At 39.1% G+C, this 16703-nt stretch carries 14 protein-coding genes; 11 read left to right on the forward strand and 3 right to left on the reverse strand.

What is annotated here, in order from left to right; genetic code table 11:
• The first annotated feature begins 53 nt into the window (after positions 1-53).
• From ccmA to ALFOR1_RS04980, 10 genes are read left to right on the forward strand one after another with little or no spacing between them, the layout of a single operon-like run.
• Entirely contained in the window at positions 54-674 is a 621-nt protein-coding gene (gene ccmA, locus ALFOR1_RS04935; RefSeq protein ID WP_104642251.1) for a cytochrome c biogenesis heme-transporting ATPase CcmA, read from the forward strand.
• Positions 674-1360, forward strand: coding sequence for a heme exporter protein CcmB (gene ccmB / locus ALFOR1_RS04940; protein ID WP_104642252.1), 687 nt, complete (start codon positions 674-676; stop codon positions 1358-1360). Before ccmA ends, ccmB begins: the two co-directional genes overlap by 1 nt.
• Positions 1360-2097, forward strand: a complete 738-nt coding sequence (locus ALFOR1_RS04945) for a heme ABC transporter permease (protein ID WP_058547366.1) — start codon at positions 1360-1362, stop codon at positions 2095-2097. The genes ccmB and ALFOR1_RS04945 overlap by 1 nt, the downstream gene beginning before the upstream one ends.
• Positions 2098-2099: 2 nt before the next feature.
• Positions 2100-2303, forward strand: coding sequence for a heme exporter protein CcmD (gene ccmD / locus ALFOR1_RS04950; RefSeq protein WP_104642253.1), 204 nt, complete (start codon positions 2100-2102; stop codon positions 2301-2303).
• Positions 2300-2779 carry a cytochrome c maturation protein CcmE gene (gene ccmE / locus ALFOR1_RS04955; RefSeq protein ID WP_104642254.1) on the forward strand — a complete coding sequence of 160 codons (480 nt, stop codon included), beginning with the start codon at positions 2300-2302 and terminating at the stop codon, positions 2777-2779. The genes ccmD and ccmE overlap by 4 nt, the downstream gene beginning before the upstream one ends.
• Position 2780: 1 nt before the next feature.
• Positions 2781-4751: a heme lyase CcmF/NrfE family subunit gene (locus ALFOR1_RS04960; RefSeq protein WP_104642255.1), complete on the forward strand. Its 1971-nt coding sequence runs from the start codon at positions 2781-2783 to the stop codon at positions 4749-4751.
• Positions 4748-5317: a redoxin family protein gene (locus ALFOR1_RS04965; protein WP_058547370.1), complete on the forward strand. Its 570-nt coding sequence runs from the start codon at positions 4748-4750 to the stop codon at positions 5315-5317. The genes ALFOR1_RS04960 and ALFOR1_RS04965 overlap by 4 nt, the downstream gene beginning before the upstream one ends.
• Entirely contained in the window at positions 5317-5778 is a 462-nt protein-coding gene (locus ALFOR1_RS04970) for a cytochrome c-type biogenesis protein (RefSeq protein ID WP_058547371.1), read from the forward strand. Before ALFOR1_RS04965 ends, ALFOR1_RS04970 begins: the two co-directional genes overlap by 1 nt.
• Positions 5778-7028: a c-type cytochrome biogenesis protein CcmI gene (gene ccmI / locus ALFOR1_RS04975; RefSeq protein ID WP_104642256.1), complete on the forward strand. Its 1251-nt coding sequence runs from the start codon at positions 5778-5780 to the stop codon at positions 7026-7028. Before ALFOR1_RS04970 ends, ccmI begins: the two co-directional genes overlap by 1 nt.
• 9 nt (positions 7029-7037) lie before the next feature.
• A complete protein-coding gene (locus tag ALFOR1_RS04980; protein ID WP_058547373.1) occupies positions 7038-7769 on the forward strand; it encodes an MlaA family lipoprotein in 732 nt (243 codons plus the stop codon).
• Between the two features lie 97 nt (positions 7770-7866).
• On the opposite strand, the gene ALFOR1_RS04985 is transcribed toward ALFOR1_RS04980, so the two are convergent.
• Positions 7867-9090 (reverse strand): EAL and HDOD domain-containing protein, encoded by a 1224-nt coding sequence (locus ALFOR1_RS04985; protein ID WP_058547374.1) that lies wholly within the window; start codon positions 9088-9090, stop codon positions 7867-7869.
• Between the two features lie 333 nt (positions 9091-9423).
• Between ALFOR1_RS04985 and putP the strand changes: the two genes are divergently transcribed.
• Positions 9424-10902, forward strand: coding sequence for a sodium/proline symporter PutP (putP, locus tag ALFOR1_RS04990; RefSeq protein ID WP_104642257.1), 1479 nt, complete (start codon positions 9424-9426; stop codon positions 10900-10902).
• 690 nt (positions 10903-11592) lie between these two features.
• On the opposite strand, the gene ALFOR1_RS04995 is transcribed toward putP, so the two are convergent.
• Positions 11593-13851 (reverse strand): sensor domain-containing protein, encoded by a 2259-nt coding sequence (locus ALFOR1_RS04995; protein WP_104642259.1) that lies wholly within the window; start codon positions 13849-13851, stop codon positions 11593-11595.
• Positions 13852-13906: 55 nt separating this feature from the next.
• Positions 13907-16630, reverse strand: a complete 2724-nt coding sequence (locus ALFOR1_RS05000; RefSeq protein WP_104642260.1) for an insulinase family protein — start codon at positions 16628-16630, stop codon at positions 13907-13909.
• Between the last annotated feature and the right edge of the window lie 73 nt (positions 16631-16703).

A 16703-nucleotide genomic window follows, 5' to 3' on the forward strand; every position in this document is an offset into this window, starting at 1 on the left:
CCCTATCATTATGGTAGACTAACGCCTAATTTTTGGCATAGAGAATCGTCATCTTGTTACACATTAAGTCCGTCACCTGCATCAAGCAAGATCGTTGTTTGTTTGCGGATCTTAATTTTAGCCTTAATAGCGGTCAAATCATGCAATTAGCGGGTCCTAATGGGGCTGGTAAAACATCGTTATTGCGTATTGTCGCGGGTTTTTCTGTGCCTGACGAAGGCGCTGTTTTATTCAATCAGCAGCCAATTAATAAGTACTATGAAGAGTATGCACAAGAGCTGCTATTCATCGGTCATAAAACTGGGGTTAATACGCAGCTCACCGCAATTGAAAATGTACAATATTGGTTGCAAATTAATGGCTATCAAGACACTCCCGATTTATACCCTATTTTAGCAAAGCTTGGCTTGGTTGGCCTTGAAGACGTGCCGGTAAGAATGCTCTCTGCAGGGCAGCAAAGGCGCGTGGCGCTGGTGCGGTTATGGCTAAGTGATTGCAAACTTTGGGTATTAGATGAGCCATTTACCGCCCTTGATAAAAGCGGCGTAGCTTACTTGCAGCAACGCTTTGGTGAGCATTTAAAAACCGGTGGCGCTATTTTATTAACGACCCATCAAGACTTAACCACTCACTTTGATAACTTGCAAACGGTTACGTTGGAGTATCGTCACTAATGACTCGTCAACACTCTTACTGGCAGCTATTTAGCGCGGTGTTTAGTAAAGATGTAAAGCTTGCATTTCGCCAGCGTGCTGAAATAGTTAATCCTATTTTATTCTTTTTGATTGTTATTTCGTTATTTCCGTTAGCAATTGGGCCTGAGCCCGGTCTACTTGCGAGAATGGCGCCCGGTATTATCTGGGTTGCAGCGCTACTTTCTACCATGCTTGGGCTCGATAAGTTATTTAGAGATGACTATAACGATGGCTCATTAGAGCAGTTAATTGCCTCTTCTTACCCGCTATCTTTATCAGTTTTAGGCAAAGTGGCTGCGCATTGGGTTGTAACAGGGCTACCTCTTGTATTAATGACTCCGCTTTTTGCCTTATTACTAAATTTAGAAAGCCAATCATTACTGGCAACCGTATTAACATTATTATTAGGTACGCCATTATTAAGCTTTATAGGCGCAATAGGTGCGGGCCTGACTGTAGGATTACAAAAGGGCGGCATTTTAATGAGTTTACTGGTATTGCCTTTGTATATTCCTGTTTTAATTTTTGCAACGTCTGCTATCGACACCAGCTCTATGTCGCTGGATTATAGTGGGCAGCTTGCCATCCTTGGTGCCATGTTAGTTATTGCTATTATAAGTGCGCCAATTGCCATATCGTCAGCTTTAAAAGTGAGTGTAAGTTAATGTGGAAGTGGTTACATCCCTATGCTAAAGCGGAGCGTGCATATCAGCTATGCAATACGTTACTGCCTTATTTTGCCGTCGTTACGGTTATTACTATGATTGTTGGTTGGGTTTGGGGGTTAGGTTTTGCCCCTGCCGATTACCAACAAAAAGATAGTTACCGTATTATTTTTATTCATGTGCCTTCAGCTATTTTATCCATGGGCGCGTATTCCTCAATGGCGATAGCCGCAATTGTTGCACTTGTTTGGCAGTTACGTAATGCAGAACTTGCAGTAATTGCTATTGCGCCAGTAGGGGCGTGTATAACTGCCATTGCACTTATAACCGGTGCCGCATGGGGTAAACCTATGTGGGGAGCATGGTGGGTATGGGATGCACGTTTAACTTCAGAGCTTATTTTATTGTTTTTATATTTGGGAGTGCTTTCGCTTTACCATGCTTTTGAAGATAAAAAATCAGCTGGCCGTGCGGCTTCAATTTTAGCAATTGTAGGGGTTATTAATTTACCTATTATTCATTACTCAGTAGAGTGGTGGAATACGCTACACCAAGGTGCAACTATTACAAAACTCGACACAAAAGCAATTGACCCTAGTATGTTTTGGCCACTCATGGTGAATATTTTAGCGTTTGCAGCATTTGTAGGTACTGTGACTTTAATTCGTCTTAAAAATGAAATTTTACAACGTGAAAAGCATCGCCCTTGGGTGCGAGCGTTGTTAAATAAGGGGTAGTTATGCAGTTTGACTCTTTTTCAGATTTTATTGCTATGGGAGGCTATGGATTTTATGTATGGCTTTCTTTTGGTGCATGCGCACTTATTTTACTCGGTATTTTATTAAACTCTCTTAGAGATACTAAACGTATTATGGCCTCTGTAGAGCAACAAATAATACGCGAAGAAAGAATTAAAAAAGCTAAGCAGGAACAAACATCATGAACCCACGACGTAAAAAACGCCTATTAGTGATTATTGCCGTACTGTTTGGTATAGGTACTTCTATTGGTCTTGTGTTGTATGCACTACAAGAAAACATAAACTTGTTTTACACACCAAGTGAATTAATTGACGGTAAAGGCCCAAATAAAGAAAAACCACACATAGGTCAAAAGTTAAGAATTGGCGGTATGGTCGTGCCTGGCACTGTTGAGCGAAACGAGCAAAGTTTACAAGTAAGCTTTAAGCTCATTGATACAGGCCCATTAGTAACTGTTCGCTATCAGGGTATTTTGCCAGACTTATTTCGCGAAGGGCAAGGGATTGTAGCGCAAGGAGTTTTAGTTGAACCTAATGTAATTGAGGCCTTTGAGGTGCTTGCAAAGCATGATGAAGAATACATGCCAGCAGAAGTTGCTGAAGCAGTAAAAGGCATCAAGCACGAAAAACCAAAATACAACCTAGATAGCGGTAATTAATATGATCCCAGAACTTGGTTATTTTTCTTTAACGCTTGCCATGGTGCTTAGCGTTTTACTGTGTATTTTTCCGCTTTGGGGCGCGCATACCGGTAATCTTCGTTTAATGCGTGCAGCCCCTTCATTAGCTGTTGGGCAATTTGCTTTTGTACTACTTTCGTTTGCAGCGCTTATTTATGCCAGTTTAACGGATGATTTTACCGTATCGTATGTGGCGTATCATTCTAGTAGTACATTACCTTGGTATTATAAAGTTACCTCTACTTGGGGGGGCCATGAAGGCGCCATTTTATTGTGGCTAGTTATGCAAGCAGGGTGGACTGCAGCGGTAGCTGTGCGCTCTAAATCGCTGCCATGGGTATTACGTGCGCGTGTATTGGGTGTGCTTGGATTTTTAGGTGTAGGTTTTATGATGTACACCTTATTACTTTCAAGTCCTTTTGAGCGTTTATTACCTTATTTTCCAGTTGAGGGGCGCGACTTAAACCCGCTACTTCAGGACCCTGGGATGATTATTCATCCACCATTGCTGTACATGGGTTATGTTGGGCTATCGGTTGCTTTTTCTTTTGCTATTGCCGCACTTTTAACAGGCAAGCTTGATAATACATGGGCTAAATGGTCACGCCCATGGACAATGACCGCTTGGGGTTTCTTAGGGTTAGGTCTTACTATTGGCAGTTGGTGGGCTTATTCAGAGCTTGGCTGGGGCGGCTGGTGGTTTTGGGATCCAGTAGAAAATGCAGCGCTAATGCCTTGGCTTGTAGCCACTGCATTACTGCACTCTCTGAGCGTAACCGAAAAACGCGGTATTTTTAAATCGTGGACGGTATTATTGGCTATAGCTGGTTTTTCATTAAGCTTGTTAGGCACCTTTATTGTGCGCTCGGGCATTATTGTATCGGTGCATGCGTTTGCTACCGATCCTGATAGGGGCTTATTTATACTCGCCTTTTTAGGTGTGGTTGTCGGTGGCGGCTTAGCTTTGTATGCACTGCGTGTATCGCAGGTATACAGCGAAGGTCGATACAAGTTTGTATCGCGCGAAGTGGCGTTGTGGCTCAATAATATATTTTTAGTGGTTGCTACATTAATTGTTATGTTAGGTACGCTATTACCTATGGTCCATAAAGAAATGGGCTTAGGTAGCATTTCTATTGGCGAACCGTTTTTTAATAAAATGTTTGCCATTTTATTAGTGCCTTTTGCAATTTTAATGGGCATAGGGCCATTTTTACGCTGGAAGCAAAATAAATGGGCTTTTTTGCAAAACAAAATTTTAATGGGTGTATTAGTAAGTGTAGTAATAACCTGCACTTGGTTATTCTCAAGTTACGAGATCGTAAAGCCACTTACATTATTAGCGACAACGCTTGCAGTTTGGGTTGCTTTATCAACAGGGATTGATATTTACACCAAAGCAGCTGTGCATGGCACCTTAATAGAAGGTTTAAAACGCTTTACTGTAAGTTATTGGGCTATGGTGCTTGGGCACATTGGTATTGCATTTATTATTGCTGGTGTATCACTTACGTCTGCTTATTCAGTTGAACGCGATGTATCAATGAAACCAGGTGACACAGCTCAGCTTAACGAATATGAATATCGCTTTGATGGCGTTAAGACTATTAGAGGGCCAAATTACAGTGGTCATGCAGGCGTTGTATCAGTTCTTAAAAATAATGAGCTAGTAACACGTTTACACGCTGAAAAACGCAAATATGACATCGGAATGCAATTTATGACCGAGGCTGCAATAGATGCTGGTTTTAAACGTGATTTATATTTAGCGTTAGGTGAGCAGCTTAGTGGCGATGCATGGTCACTTAGAATTTACCATAAACCATTTGTTCGCTGGATTTGGATTGGTGGTGTACTAATGTCATTCGCAGGGTTTATGATTTTATTTGATAAACGCTATCGTACATCAGCTAAAACAGCGCGTAAGGCTGAATCGGAGAGTGCTTTATGAATCGTAAACTTTTAGCTATTGCACCGCTTTTAGTGTTTGCTTTTGTATGTGTATTTTTATACCAAGGGTTATTTGCAAACCCGCGAGAGATTCAAACTGGGCGACTAGGCCAAGATATGCCAGCGTTTAACCTGCCTGATTTAATGCAAGACGACAAACGCTGGACTAACGAGTCGTTAAAAGGCGAGGTGTATTTACTTAATGTGTGGGGCACATGGTGCCCAACATGTTTGGTAGAGCTTGGCTATTTAACTAAGTTACGTGAGCAAGGCGTTAAAATTATTGGCCTTTATTATGTACAAGGTTACGATGCTGACTTTGATGGCCCATTTGATATGCAGGCTTTGCGCACAGATGTAACAGATATGCTTGGTCGCGCGGGTGATCCGTATCAATTTAATATTTTAGACTTGCACCGAACGCTTTCGCTTGATTTAGGCGTGTCGGGTGCGCCAGAAACATTTTTAGTTGATAAAAATGGCAAGATACTACTGCATCATACGGGCGATATAAATCCTCGGGTATGGCGCGCTAAATTTGCACCCGTTATGCAGGAGCTAAATTAATGAGATTTTTTCTATTAAGCCTTAGTTTTTTTATAAGCATGGCCGCAAACGCTGAACTTGATCGTTATCAGTTTGATAATAATGAGCAAGCAGTGCGTTTTGAAGAATTAACTAAAGAGCTTCGCTGCCCTAAATGCCAAAATCAGAATATTGCTGATTCGGATGCTGTTGTTGCTAAAGATTTACGCGATAAAGTTTTGGTACTTGTAAAAGAGGGCAAAACAAAAGACGAAGTAATTGACTACATGATTGATAGGTACGGCTACTTTGTTCACTACGATCCTCCTGTTACACCGGCTACGCTCGTGCTTTGGGTGTTACCAGTACTCATAGTGATTATTGGTTTTGGCTTTATTGTAATTCGTCAGCGTAAAGCGTCTGTAAAGCAAACGTGGAGCAGTAGCGATGAAGCATTGCTTGCAAAGCTAATCGCTGATAACAAACGTCAGGAGCAAAGTTAATGATTTTAATGTGGGCGTGTTTTGCTTTACTCACACTAATTGCTATCGCATTCGTGGCGTTACCTTTTTTACAAAAAGAGCGAGTGCAAACTATTACGCACAACGCTAATGCTGAGCTTATCAGTATATATGAGCAGCGTTTAGTTGAATTACAAACCGATTTAGATAACCAACGTATAGATTTAAAAAATCATAATGAATCGGTTATTGAGTTAAAACGCCGTTTGCTTAACGAGTTATCACCTGAAAAATCGTTAAACAGCAAAGGTAATAACCGTATATTTGCATTAACGGGTGCTGCTTTTGTTATTGCTTTGACCGGTGTGTTTTATACATTTACCGGAAGTGAGCAACAAATTTCTGCATGGCATGATGCAATGGACAATCTTGCTGATTACGGTGAACGTGCTGTTATGCAAAAAGGAGAGCCACTTAGTCAAAATGAGCTACAAGCATTTGCTTTAGCACTTAGAACAAAGCTTAGCCAAACAGGCGATGATGAAGTTGCTTGGATGTTATTAGGCCGCGTTGCTATGTCACTTAATGAGTTTGATATGGCGCAGCAGTCGTTTGATAAAGCACTGCAAATGAACCCTGATAACATGCAAGTGTTAATAAGCTTCAGCCAAGTTTTATTGCTTGAGGGCAGCGAAGCTAACATGACCCGTGCAGCGGGTATGCTTTCAAAGGTATTAAAAGTTGAGCCTACTAATTTAGATGCAATATCGTTATTAGCGTTAATAGCTTATGAGCGAAAAGATTGGCCTCAAGCTAAAGCTGCGTTTGAAGTGCTTCTTGCCAGTATGCAAAAAAATGATACACGTTATGAAATGATAGCAGGACGTATCGCTGATATCGAAGAGCAAATGCAAGCAGAAGGCTCTGTTTTACCCGTTACAACACAAAGTGTTATTAATGTAACAGTAAAACTGACAGATGAGCTTAAACAACAACAACCAGAAAGTGGTATTTTATTTGTGTTTGCAAAAGCAGCGCAGGGCTCACCCATGCCGCTGGCTGTTGTAAAGCTTAAAGAGTATAGCTTTCCAATGAGCGTGCAATTAACAGATGCGAATGCAATGGTTGCTGGGTTAAACTTATCAAGTGCACAAGATATCGTTATATCTGCGCGAATATCTAAAGATGAATCGGTTATGCCAAGTTCGGGTGAGCTAGAAGGGCATTCAGATAAACTAACACGTAAAAATGTAAGTGACTACACACTTACAGTTGATACATTAATACCTTAAGGACATTAGATGTTAAAGCATAGTTTTACTTTTTTGTGTTTACTGATACTTGCAGGGTGTGCGCAAGTACCAGAAAATAAAGTGGATGAACGAGATCCACTACAAAATATTAACCGTCCATTGTACGACTTTAATATGGATGTACTTGATGCCTATATTCTACGTCCTGTCGCTGTAGGGTACGTTGAAGTAACGCCTGTCCCGGTTAGGAATTCAATAGTGAACTTCACTGATAATATTTCTGCACCAGTGGACATGATTAACGCTGGCCTTCAAGGTAAACCAGGCAATGCAAGTGTGAGCCTCGCCCGCTTTTTAGTGAATTCAACTGTAGGTATATTTGGTATATTTGATGTAGCTAGTTCATTAGGTTTGAATCATGTAGATGAAGATTTTGGACAAACGTTAGGTGTGTGGGGCGTAGGAGACGGCGCCTATTTAATGCTGCCTGCAATGGGACCAACAACTGCACGTAACTTAACAGGTGACGTAGTTGATAACTTTGTTTTACCGGAAGTCGCGCTTACTACACCACAAACTATTTTAGTGTTTGTATTAAAAGCTGTAGAAGCTAGAGCGTCACTTATCCCTCAAGAAGGCTTATTAAATGATTCACTTGATCCGTACCTTTTTGTAAAAGATATTTATTTTCAGCGTCAAATTTATGAACTATATGACGGTAACCCGCCGATTAAAGAAGAACCTGAAGACTTTGATGAAGACTTCTTAGAAAGTCTATAAGCGTAATTATGGCTTAAGTGTTTAGCTAACTATAACAAAAATGCCAGCAAATATGCTGGCAAATATGCTGGCATTTTTAGTTTCAAATTACAGGTTATTATTCGTTAACCATTAACTGCATTTGCTCACTTACCCAACCTAGGGCTTCGTGATAGGCGTCGGGTACTTTATCACCAAGGTTAAGCTCTTTAGTAAGCGCATTAGCTGCTTCCCAATTTGCTTGCTCATAATATTTAACAAGATTTAAATATTTAGCTAGTAACCCTTCATCTTCCAATAATGCCGCTTTAATATCGTTAGAAAGGGGAAGTTTTTTCATTACGCTTTCCATGCTTTCATCTAATATGGCGTCCATTAGCGACATCATGCCGGTTAAAAAAGCCATACCGGTATCTTTAAATTGACCATGAGATATTGCAAGTAGCTCACCAAAGCGAGCACGAGTAAGTGATAACCTAATTAGCTCTACAGGTTTATCGGCAGACACCTGTGCGGCAAACAGTAGTGATAATAACTTTTTAATTTCGTTAGCGCCTAAAACAATAAGCGCTTGTTTAATAGTGCTTATCTCTGCGCGTCGGGCGAATGCTGCTGAGTTAGAATAACGAAGTAACTTGTACGATAGGTTTACGTCTCTCTCAAAAACATCTGTAATTTTTTTAAGATCCATATCAACGTTAGAAGTTTCGTATAAAAGCTCAGCTAAGGCCATCTCTGAAGGTGGCAGCGCTTTACTTTGCACCATTTCAGGCTTTGAAAAAAAGAACCCTTGAAAGTAGTCAAAGCCTAGATCTAATGCTTGCTCATATATGTCGTATGTTTCAACTTTTTCGGCAAGTAACTTAATATGTGGATACGGTTTTAAATCGTTAATTATGGTTTTTATTGTATCTACATCGCACGATAAAAAGTCTATTTTAATAATATCTATAAACGGATAGAAATGACGCCAAACTGGCTGATGAATGTAATCATCTAATGCAATCGTATAGCCTTTATCTTTTAAGTCTTTAACAATCGCTAATAAGCGTTTGCCGGGCTGTATGGTTTCAAGTATTTCTACTACAACATCATCTTTACCTAGCATGCTAGGGTAACCTTTTAGCAGGGTTTCTAAGGTAAAGTTAATATAAGCCGGCTTGTTATCGGTTAAATCTTCTAGACCAAAGTTAAATTGGCTACCTTCAATTAATCGAGTTGTTGCTTCATCTCCGTCTATGTTTGGGAATACGTTATCAACGCCATCACGAAATAAAAGCTCATAACCAATGAGTTCTTTTTCTCGATTTAAGATAGGTTGGCGCGCGGCGTAAAAATACATAAACAGTTCCGTTGAAATTATAATTATAAGTATTGTAATAATATATGGCAAAAGATTCAAAATAGCATTACTAATATTAGTGGGATTAAGAAGTTATCATTAATAAATAGAGGTTTTATTTACCTATTTTAATTTGTTTTTGTTATTTTGTTGTAAAAACATGCAATATGAATATTTTTAAATCAAGAAAATGTAACTAGTTGGAGATCTACTTAAAAGGCATGATATAGTCATCGAGAATGGTTTTTACCCCAATAGTGTCTTAACTATAAAACTTTAAGAGTCATTATTCGGATTAAAAGCCTGTTATTTAATTATTGTGCGGAGGCTAATTTGGAAACAGGAATGATTATTTCACTAGCGTTATACTTTATTGTAATGTTAGGTATCGGACTATATGCATATAAACAATCTACAAGTGATGTCTCTGGTTATATGTTAGGTGGACGAAGTCTTTCACCAAGTGTTGCGGCGCTATCAGCTGGTGCGTCAGACATGAGTGGTTGGATTTTAATGGGTCTACCTGGCGCGATGTTTGTTACTGGCTTTAGCAGTACCTGGATTGCTATAGGGCTTGTAATTGGCGCTTGGCTTAACTATCTGTTAGTTGCACCTAGATTGCGTGTATACACAGAAAAAGCTAACGACTCTATCACCATCCCGGATTGCTTCTCAAACCGTTTTAACGACAAATCTAACTTGCTACGTGTTGTATCTGCCGTGGTAATTATTGTTTTCTTTACTCTTTATACTTCGTCAGGTGTTGTGGCCGGCGGTAAATTATTTGAAAGTTCATTTGGTTTAAGTTACGAGATGGGCCTCTATATCACAACAGGTGTTGTGGTTTTGTACACTTTATTTGGCGGCTTCTTAGCTGTGAGCTTAACTGACTTTGTGCAAGGTTGTATCATGTTTGTTGCACTTATTTTAGTGCCAACGGTTGCATACTCTTTATTAGAACAACCACTTGAGTCTACCTTACACAGCGTAAATCCAGATATGCTTAACTGGATAGGCGCGGGCTCTGCATTAGGTATTATTTCGGCAATGGCTTGGGGTTTAGGCTACTTTGGTCAGCCACATATTATTGTTCGCTTTATGTCTGTGCGCAGCGTTAAAGATATGCCAACAGCACGCCGTATTGGTATGACGTGGATGATAGTTGCCGCTATCGGAGCTGTAGGCACTGGTTTATTTGGTGCAGCTTATACATACGAAAATAACATTGTGGTTGATGATCCTGAGACAATTTTCTTAATTCTTTCAGAGCTTTTATTCCACCCATTAATTGCTGGCTTTTTACTAGCTGCAATTTTAGCTGCAATTATGAGTACAATTTCTTCACAATTACTGGTTAGTTCAAGCTCTTTAACTGAGGATTTTTACAAAACATTTCTGCGCAAAGAAGCAAGTGATACAGAGCTTGTAACTGTTGGTCGTATTAGTGTTGCAGCTGTTGCTATGTGTGCAATTTACCTTGCATATGACAGGGATAGCTCAATCTTAAGCTTAGTAAGTAACGCGTGGGCGGGCTTTGGTGCTGCATTTGGTCCACTTGTGTTATTTAGCCTGTACTGGAAGCGTATGAACTTTGAAGGTGCGCTAGCGGGTATGTTAGTAGGTGCCGGAACAGTATTGGTTTGGATATATTCTCCATTTACTATTGATGGACAAAGCTTGAGCAGCTACATGTACGAAATTGTACCTGGCTTTATTTTAGCAAGTATTGCGATTGTTGTTGTTAGCTTAGCGACCAAAGAGCCAGAGCAAAACATCACCGCTTTATTTGATGAAGTTGAAAAAGAGCTTTAATAATTAGCTAATTTATTTAGTTTTTTATAAGAAACGAAAGGCCAGAGGTGCAAACTTCTGGCCTTTTTAATATTCAAAATTTGCTAATATCAACCTGCGAAATACTTATACTAATTTACTCAATTAATTCCAATCCACAATAATATTTAGTCAATCTGAAAGATTAAATCTGGCGCTAATTACGTTAAAAATCTCTGATATACGACTGCATGGATGCAGGAAGTAGAATAATTCATGAGCAATTGCCTGGAGCGACTAAATAACACCTTTGCATGCCGACAGCTGCGTTAATTTACTTACAATAGAGCATTGTTGGGTATTAAACTTATTTTCTTTGACTGAAAACGCTTGCTTGAGAGTAATAAATTCAATGGTTGAGTGTTTTAAAATGTTAGTAAATCTCTTCACTAGAGTTTAAGTTGTACAGAGCTTTAAATTTTACTTTATTGTAGTTAAACTGCTGCCTTATTTTTGAGCTATTAAATAAGGGGGGATAGCTTTGCTATTTGCTTTAATAAGCTGTTTATTTATTGCTGTGATGTATTTTGAAGCTATTAAAAAAGGCATGCCAGTAAAACGCTGGTTATTGTTAGGTGGGACCTTAGGACCTGTAGCGTGGTGTCTGTTTAACCTACATTATCGTAGAGCTTTACTGCGCAATATAGGCTTTAGTGCGTGTGTTTGGCGACCTTAATTAACGATTGAAATCGCTTTTTTTTGCTTTGTAATTAAACTAGGCGCTGCTTTGGTTTGTTGTTGTTTTAAAAACTCAGTAAATTCGTCTTTTGATAATGGTTTAGAGTAGTAATAACCTTGAACCGTTTCACAGTTTAGTTTTTTAAGTATTTCTATTTGATCTGCCTGCTCAACACCCTCGGCAACAACATGTAAGTCTAAGTTATGTGCAATGGTGACGATTGAGTCGACCATATTGCGGCCACGCTCAGTTTTCATGTCATCAATAAATGCTTTGTCTACTTTTAAAGTATTAAGCGGAAATTGCTTTAAATACGCTAAAGATGAATAACCCGTGCCAAAGTCATCCATTGCCAAATGAATGCCTCGCGCGCTTAAAGAGCGCATAATAGCTATAGCATCTTTAGGATCATCCATTACAGTGCCTTCGGTTATCTCTAGTTCTAAAAAATAAGAAGGCAGTTCATTTTTTTGTAAAATGACATCAATACGCGAGGTTAAATCAGGTAAGCTAAATTGCTTTGCTGATAAGTTAACAGCCACTCGGCCACTAAATAAGCCATCATCTAGCCACTTTTTTACATCTCGGCAGGCTTTATTTAAAACGACTTCACCAATTTCAATTATTTGCCCGGTTTCTTCGGCTATAGGTATAAATACACCTGGGCTAATAATACCTTTTTTAGGTGTGATAAAGCGCACCAATGCTTCCATACCGGTTAGTTTTCCGGTTCGAATATTCATTTTGGGTTGGTAATACACTTCAAAGTGATCTTCTTTTAAACCAAATCGCATTAAGTTTTCTATTTGTAGGCGCTTAACTGCTTGGCGGTTCATGGTGTCGTTAAAAAATAAGTAGCTATTACCTTTCTTTTTAGCGTGATACATCGCGGTATCGGCATTTTTTAATAAAAGCTCTGGCGTATTGCCATCTTCGGGGAATAACACAATGCCAACACTAGAGGTAATTGCCAGTTCGTGACCAGCCATTTTAAATGGGGTGGCAATAGCTGCTAAAAACTGTTTTGCCATACGGGTGATGACATGTATGTCGTTGGTGTCTGACATAACGAGTGCAAACTCATCCCCACCTAAACGATAAAACACATCGTTTTCGCGTGTTAATTTGTTTAAACGCATTGCTAATTTAGCTAATAAACTGTCACCAAGTTGGTGGCCTAACGAGTCGTTTATTTTTTTAAAGTTATCTAAATCAAACACTAAAAGGGCATGATGAGAATTAAGTTTTACAAGCTTTTGCAAGTCAGTAAAAAATAAGTTTCGGTTAGGGAGACTCGTTGTACGGTCTCGGTTTGATAAATTATGCAGTTGCGACTCAGCTTTTTTTCGCTCAGTTAGATCCGAGTAAACAATTACATAATTAGTTATTTGATTTTGATCGTTTTTAATTTCATCTATCGAAATTTCGATTGGCAATAAAACTCGCTCGCTATTACGTAGTTTTACTTCTTGTTGAATGTGTTCGTGCTCTTTAACAATGTCAATAATTTTATCTGTATAGCTTTGCTCATACCCAGATAGACTGAAATCTTTGCCTAAGTATTGCTCGCGCACGCCACCAAATAAAGTTAAAAAGCTGGGATTTATATCGACTAATTTAAAGTTTTTGTCGTAAATAGCGAGTGCATCAGTGAGCGACTCTACGCATTTAGCAAAAAGGTTTAAGCGCTCTTCAGTCGATTTTAGCTGTGAAATATCGCGTACAGTGCCGGTCATTCTTAGGGGAGATAAATTGGCATCTTTTTCAATTATTTTCCCGCGGTCAAGAACCCAATGCCAGCGACCAAATGTATCTTTAATTCGATAGGTTGCTTCAAAAAAAGCAGATTGCTCAGCAAAATGGACTTTTAATAAATGTTCAACGTTGTTTATGTCGTGAGGGTGTATAAGACCTTTATTTGGCGGAAAGCCCATCAAGGTTGTTGAGTCCATTGAGTATTTGTCGTTAATTCGAATAACTTCGCCTGTTTTAATATTCCAGTCCCAAAGTGTATCACCGCTGCCTTCAACGGTGCTTTTAAGGCGTTTTTCAGAGAGGCGAAGTTGGCGGCGTGAACGTCTAAGCTTATAAATAACAAATAACAGGTACGGCAAAGCAAGCGCTATAATAGCGCTTGCTAGTATGAGGATATTGTCTGAGTTGTAATTAAATGAAGACTCAAAAGCAAAAAGCTTAAATGAGTAAGCAAGTACTACAAGCATGCTTAATTTTATTATTGTTGTTTTTATCATTTATTTTATTACTTCTAATTTACAAATGATAATTTAAAACAAGCTCAACCTAGAGTCAAAGAGATTGCGAGCAAAGGGGCATATTTTGAGATTTATTCACTTTTGCCGAGCTTAATAGCTCATACCTTGGTCTATCTTCATTAAATAATCTAAGCGCATATGCTTTTAAATCTTTTAGAGTCAGTGCATTTAGTGCCTCTAAGAGTCGTTGCTGCATATGAAACTCATGATCTCTATTACCAATAGCTAACCATAAACGCTGTGAACGAAGACGTAGGTTTTTATCTTTTTCGGCAATATGCGTACTTAACCCGTGCTTTTGTTGTTGCCAATTTTTCTCGTCAAGCGCATCAATATTTTCAAGGTAATTGTTAATGAAACTATTATGTCGGCGCAATAATGTTTTAGCATCAAATTTAGGCGACTGAATGTAAAATGCCATACCAGCTCGAGTGTTAAAAGGGGCATAACCTGCACCTACTAAATAACCGAGCTGCTGTGTTGTTCGTAGTTCATTAAAGTAATCTTGATTAATTAAGTGATTAAGTGCCATCATCTTTACTTTTTCGGTCACGCTGTCTGTTTGCGCTTGGTAATAAATAACCATTGCGTGGTCGCTGCACGGGAGTTCTAGCTCGTAACGTGTCACTTTTTGAATTTCAAATAGTGGGCGGCGCAAATCTTCAATTATGGTGGCATGCCTTAAGTGATCAGCTACTTTCTTTTGAAATGCAATGGCGTCATTTTGCTGCCAGTTACCATGTAAGAATGACTCTACGTGCAGTGCTTTAAAAAAGTCTGTTCTAAATTCATTAAATTGCTGAAAACATGTGTTTTTTAAAGCCGATGCGAGTTCACTTGGTCTTGGGTTCCATGGTATTATTTTAGCGCCTAAAATACTGAATAGCTCACTCACCGGTTTATTTTGATTACTGTTACGCCAATGTCTTACTAACTGCTTTTTATATTCAGCAAAACGTTTTGCACAAATTTCTACATTAAATAAAGCATCGATTAATTGATCAACAAGCTCTAGTTGGCTAGATGAAAGCCCAGCTGTATGAAGCGTCAAACCGCCTTGATGCGATGTTAAATGGTAACTAAGGCCGGCTAATTCTGCCGGATAAAACTGCTCACCAACACTATCCATAAATAAATCGGTGAATAGCCGAGTAAGTGCCATGTGTTTTACGTCTTTAACGGCAAAGTCTGAGTCCATGGCTAAATAAAAATGGCCCTTAGCTACGCGAAAGGTGTTGTCTTGTTTAAACCAAAAATCAAAACCAGGTTCTTTAACAAGTAACTCAGGTTTTGTTTGAGGTTTTTTAACATCGTAAAGTATGACTTCTTTTGTTAAATAAGGGTTGGCAGTAGGCAATAGCATTTCGGCCAAAGGCTTATTAATATCGCTCAGCGCGTCAAGCCAGCTTTGCGATACTTGTTCAACTTTGTAAGGAGTATTATACCAAGCCGTTTTGTGCTCTGGCTCTACATCTGGATGTATTAGCACAATACGCATATTATGCGGCGTTAACCATTGCATAGCCATTTCGTGGGTGGCCTTTTTAAAGCCTTCCATTAGGTAGTCGCCTTGCACGTAATTGGCTTCGTCATAATGTTGCATGTTAATGCTTAAGTTACTTACCCAATCAATTAAGCGCGATTTTTCTTGGTTATCGAATGCAATTTGTAAAAGGTTTTTTTTGTCTTGGTATAAACGCGGCAGCTTTTCAGTGTTGTTATTAATTAGGCAAATGTATTCAAACACCATTTCAATAATGTCTTCAAAGTATTCAATTCCTTCATCAGTTAGGGCTAAACTAATATTAAAATCTTTAAAGTTGCTGCCATTAATACCACCACCAGCAGAAAGCGCATTGATCCAGCCTTGCTCTTTTAAAATTGAATAAAGCGAACCAGCGCCTTCATAACCCAATAAGTGGGCAATAAAGCTCACTGTTTTATGGCGATAAAAGTCATCAATATTTGGCATAGCAAAACTAACAATAAGCTTTTGCATATGTTTGTGAGGTTCAATGTGTAATACCTTACCTAAATCTTGTTTACGATAAAGTGGCTCGCTTATTTCGGGCTTTTTAAGCTTTTTATTACCATTGATCGCGGTAAAATAGGTCTGAGTCCAACTCTGTAGCGTGTCCAGTTCTTCATTTGCACATATGACCAATGTCATCCACTGTGCTTGATAATGATTATTAAAAAAGTCACGCAGCTCATCGCTAATACAGCGTTCTCGATCTGCTAAGGTTTGCAGGTTACCGACCGAAAATTTAGCAAATGGATGTGCAGGGTTGACTGTTTCTTTATGTGCTTGGTAAATGCGGCGACCATCATCTTTTATTTTTAGCTTAAACTCGGCCTCAATCGCGTTGCGTTCTTTTTCTGTTTCTGCGGGGTTTAATAAAGGCGCAATAAAAAAGCGGCTAAATTGTGCAAGAGCCTCTTCAAATTCTTGGTTGTTAATATCAAAAAAGTAACAGGTGTGCTCTGTGCCGGTCCATGCATTTGTGTTGCCGCCAGCTTGCGAGACAAAATTATTAAAACTGCCTGAATCAGGATATTGGTCTGTGCCTAAAAAAAGCATATGCTCTAAAAAGTGTGCTAAGCCTTGCCTATCAAGGGGATCGTCAAAGTGTCCGGCATTTACTGCCATAGATGCAGCCGCTTTTGTTGAATCTTTATCTTGCACTAATAGTACTTTTAGACCATTGTCCAGTGTAATGGCGCGGTATGCTCTGTTATCATTGCGACTGATATTCAAATGATGCTCCTGAAACTAAACGTTTACTTGTTAACAACAGATGATGGCTTCAGGAAAGCGAAATGCAGCTTAA

The sequence above is a fragment of the Pseudoalteromonas carrageenovora IAM 12662 genome, from assembly GCF_900239935.1.
Classification (GTDB): domain Bacteria; phylum Pseudomonadota; class Gammaproteobacteria; order Enterobacterales; family Alteromonadaceae; genus Pseudoalteromonas; species Pseudoalteromonas carrageenovora.

Excerpts from the sequence above, each read along its gene's own strand:
- ccmI (WP_104642256.1), top strand. The coding sequence starts at position 5,778 with ATGATTTTAATGTGGGCGTGTTTTGCTTTACTCACACTAATTGCTATC.
- ALFOR1_RS04970 (WP_058547371.1), top strand. The coding sequence starts at position 5,317 with ATGAGATTTTTTCTATTAAGCCTTAGTTTTTTTATAAGCATGGCCGCA.
- ALFOR1_RS04980 (WP_058547373.1), top strand. The coding sequence starts at position 7,038 with ATGTTAAAGCATAGTTTTACTTTTTTGTGTTTACTGATACTTGCAGGG.
- ALFOR1_RS04945 (WP_058547366.1), top strand. The coding sequence starts at position 1,360 with ATGTGGAAGTGGTTACATCCCTATGCTAAAGCGGAGCGTGCATATCAG.
- ccmD (WP_104642253.1), top strand. The coding sequence starts at position 2,100 with ATGCAGTTTGACTCTTTTTCAGATTTTATTGCTATGGGAGGCTATGGA.
- ccmE (WP_104642254.1), top strand. The coding sequence starts at position 2,300 with ATGAACCCACGACGTAAAAAACGCCTATTAGTGATTATTGCCGTACTG.
- ALFOR1_RS04985 (WP_058547374.1), bottom strand. The coding sequence starts at position 9,090 with ATGTATTTTTACGCCGCGCGCCAACCTATCTTAAATCGAGAAAAAGAA.
- ALFOR1_RS04995 (WP_104642259.1), bottom strand. The coding sequence starts at position 13,851 with ATGATAAAAACAACAATAATAAAATTAAGCATGCTTGTAGTACTTGCT.
- ccmB (WP_104642252.1), top strand. The coding sequence starts at position 674 with ATGACTCGTCAACACTCTTACTGGCAGCTATTTAGCGCGGTGTTTAGT.
- ALFOR1_RS04960 (WP_104642255.1), top strand. The coding sequence starts at position 2,781 with ATGATCCCAGAACTTGGTTATTTTTCTTTAACGCTTGCCATGGTGCTT.
- ALFOR1_RS04965 (WP_058547370.1), top strand. The coding sequence starts at position 4,748 with ATGAATCGTAAACTTTTAGCTATTGCACCGCTTTTAGTGTTTGCTTTT.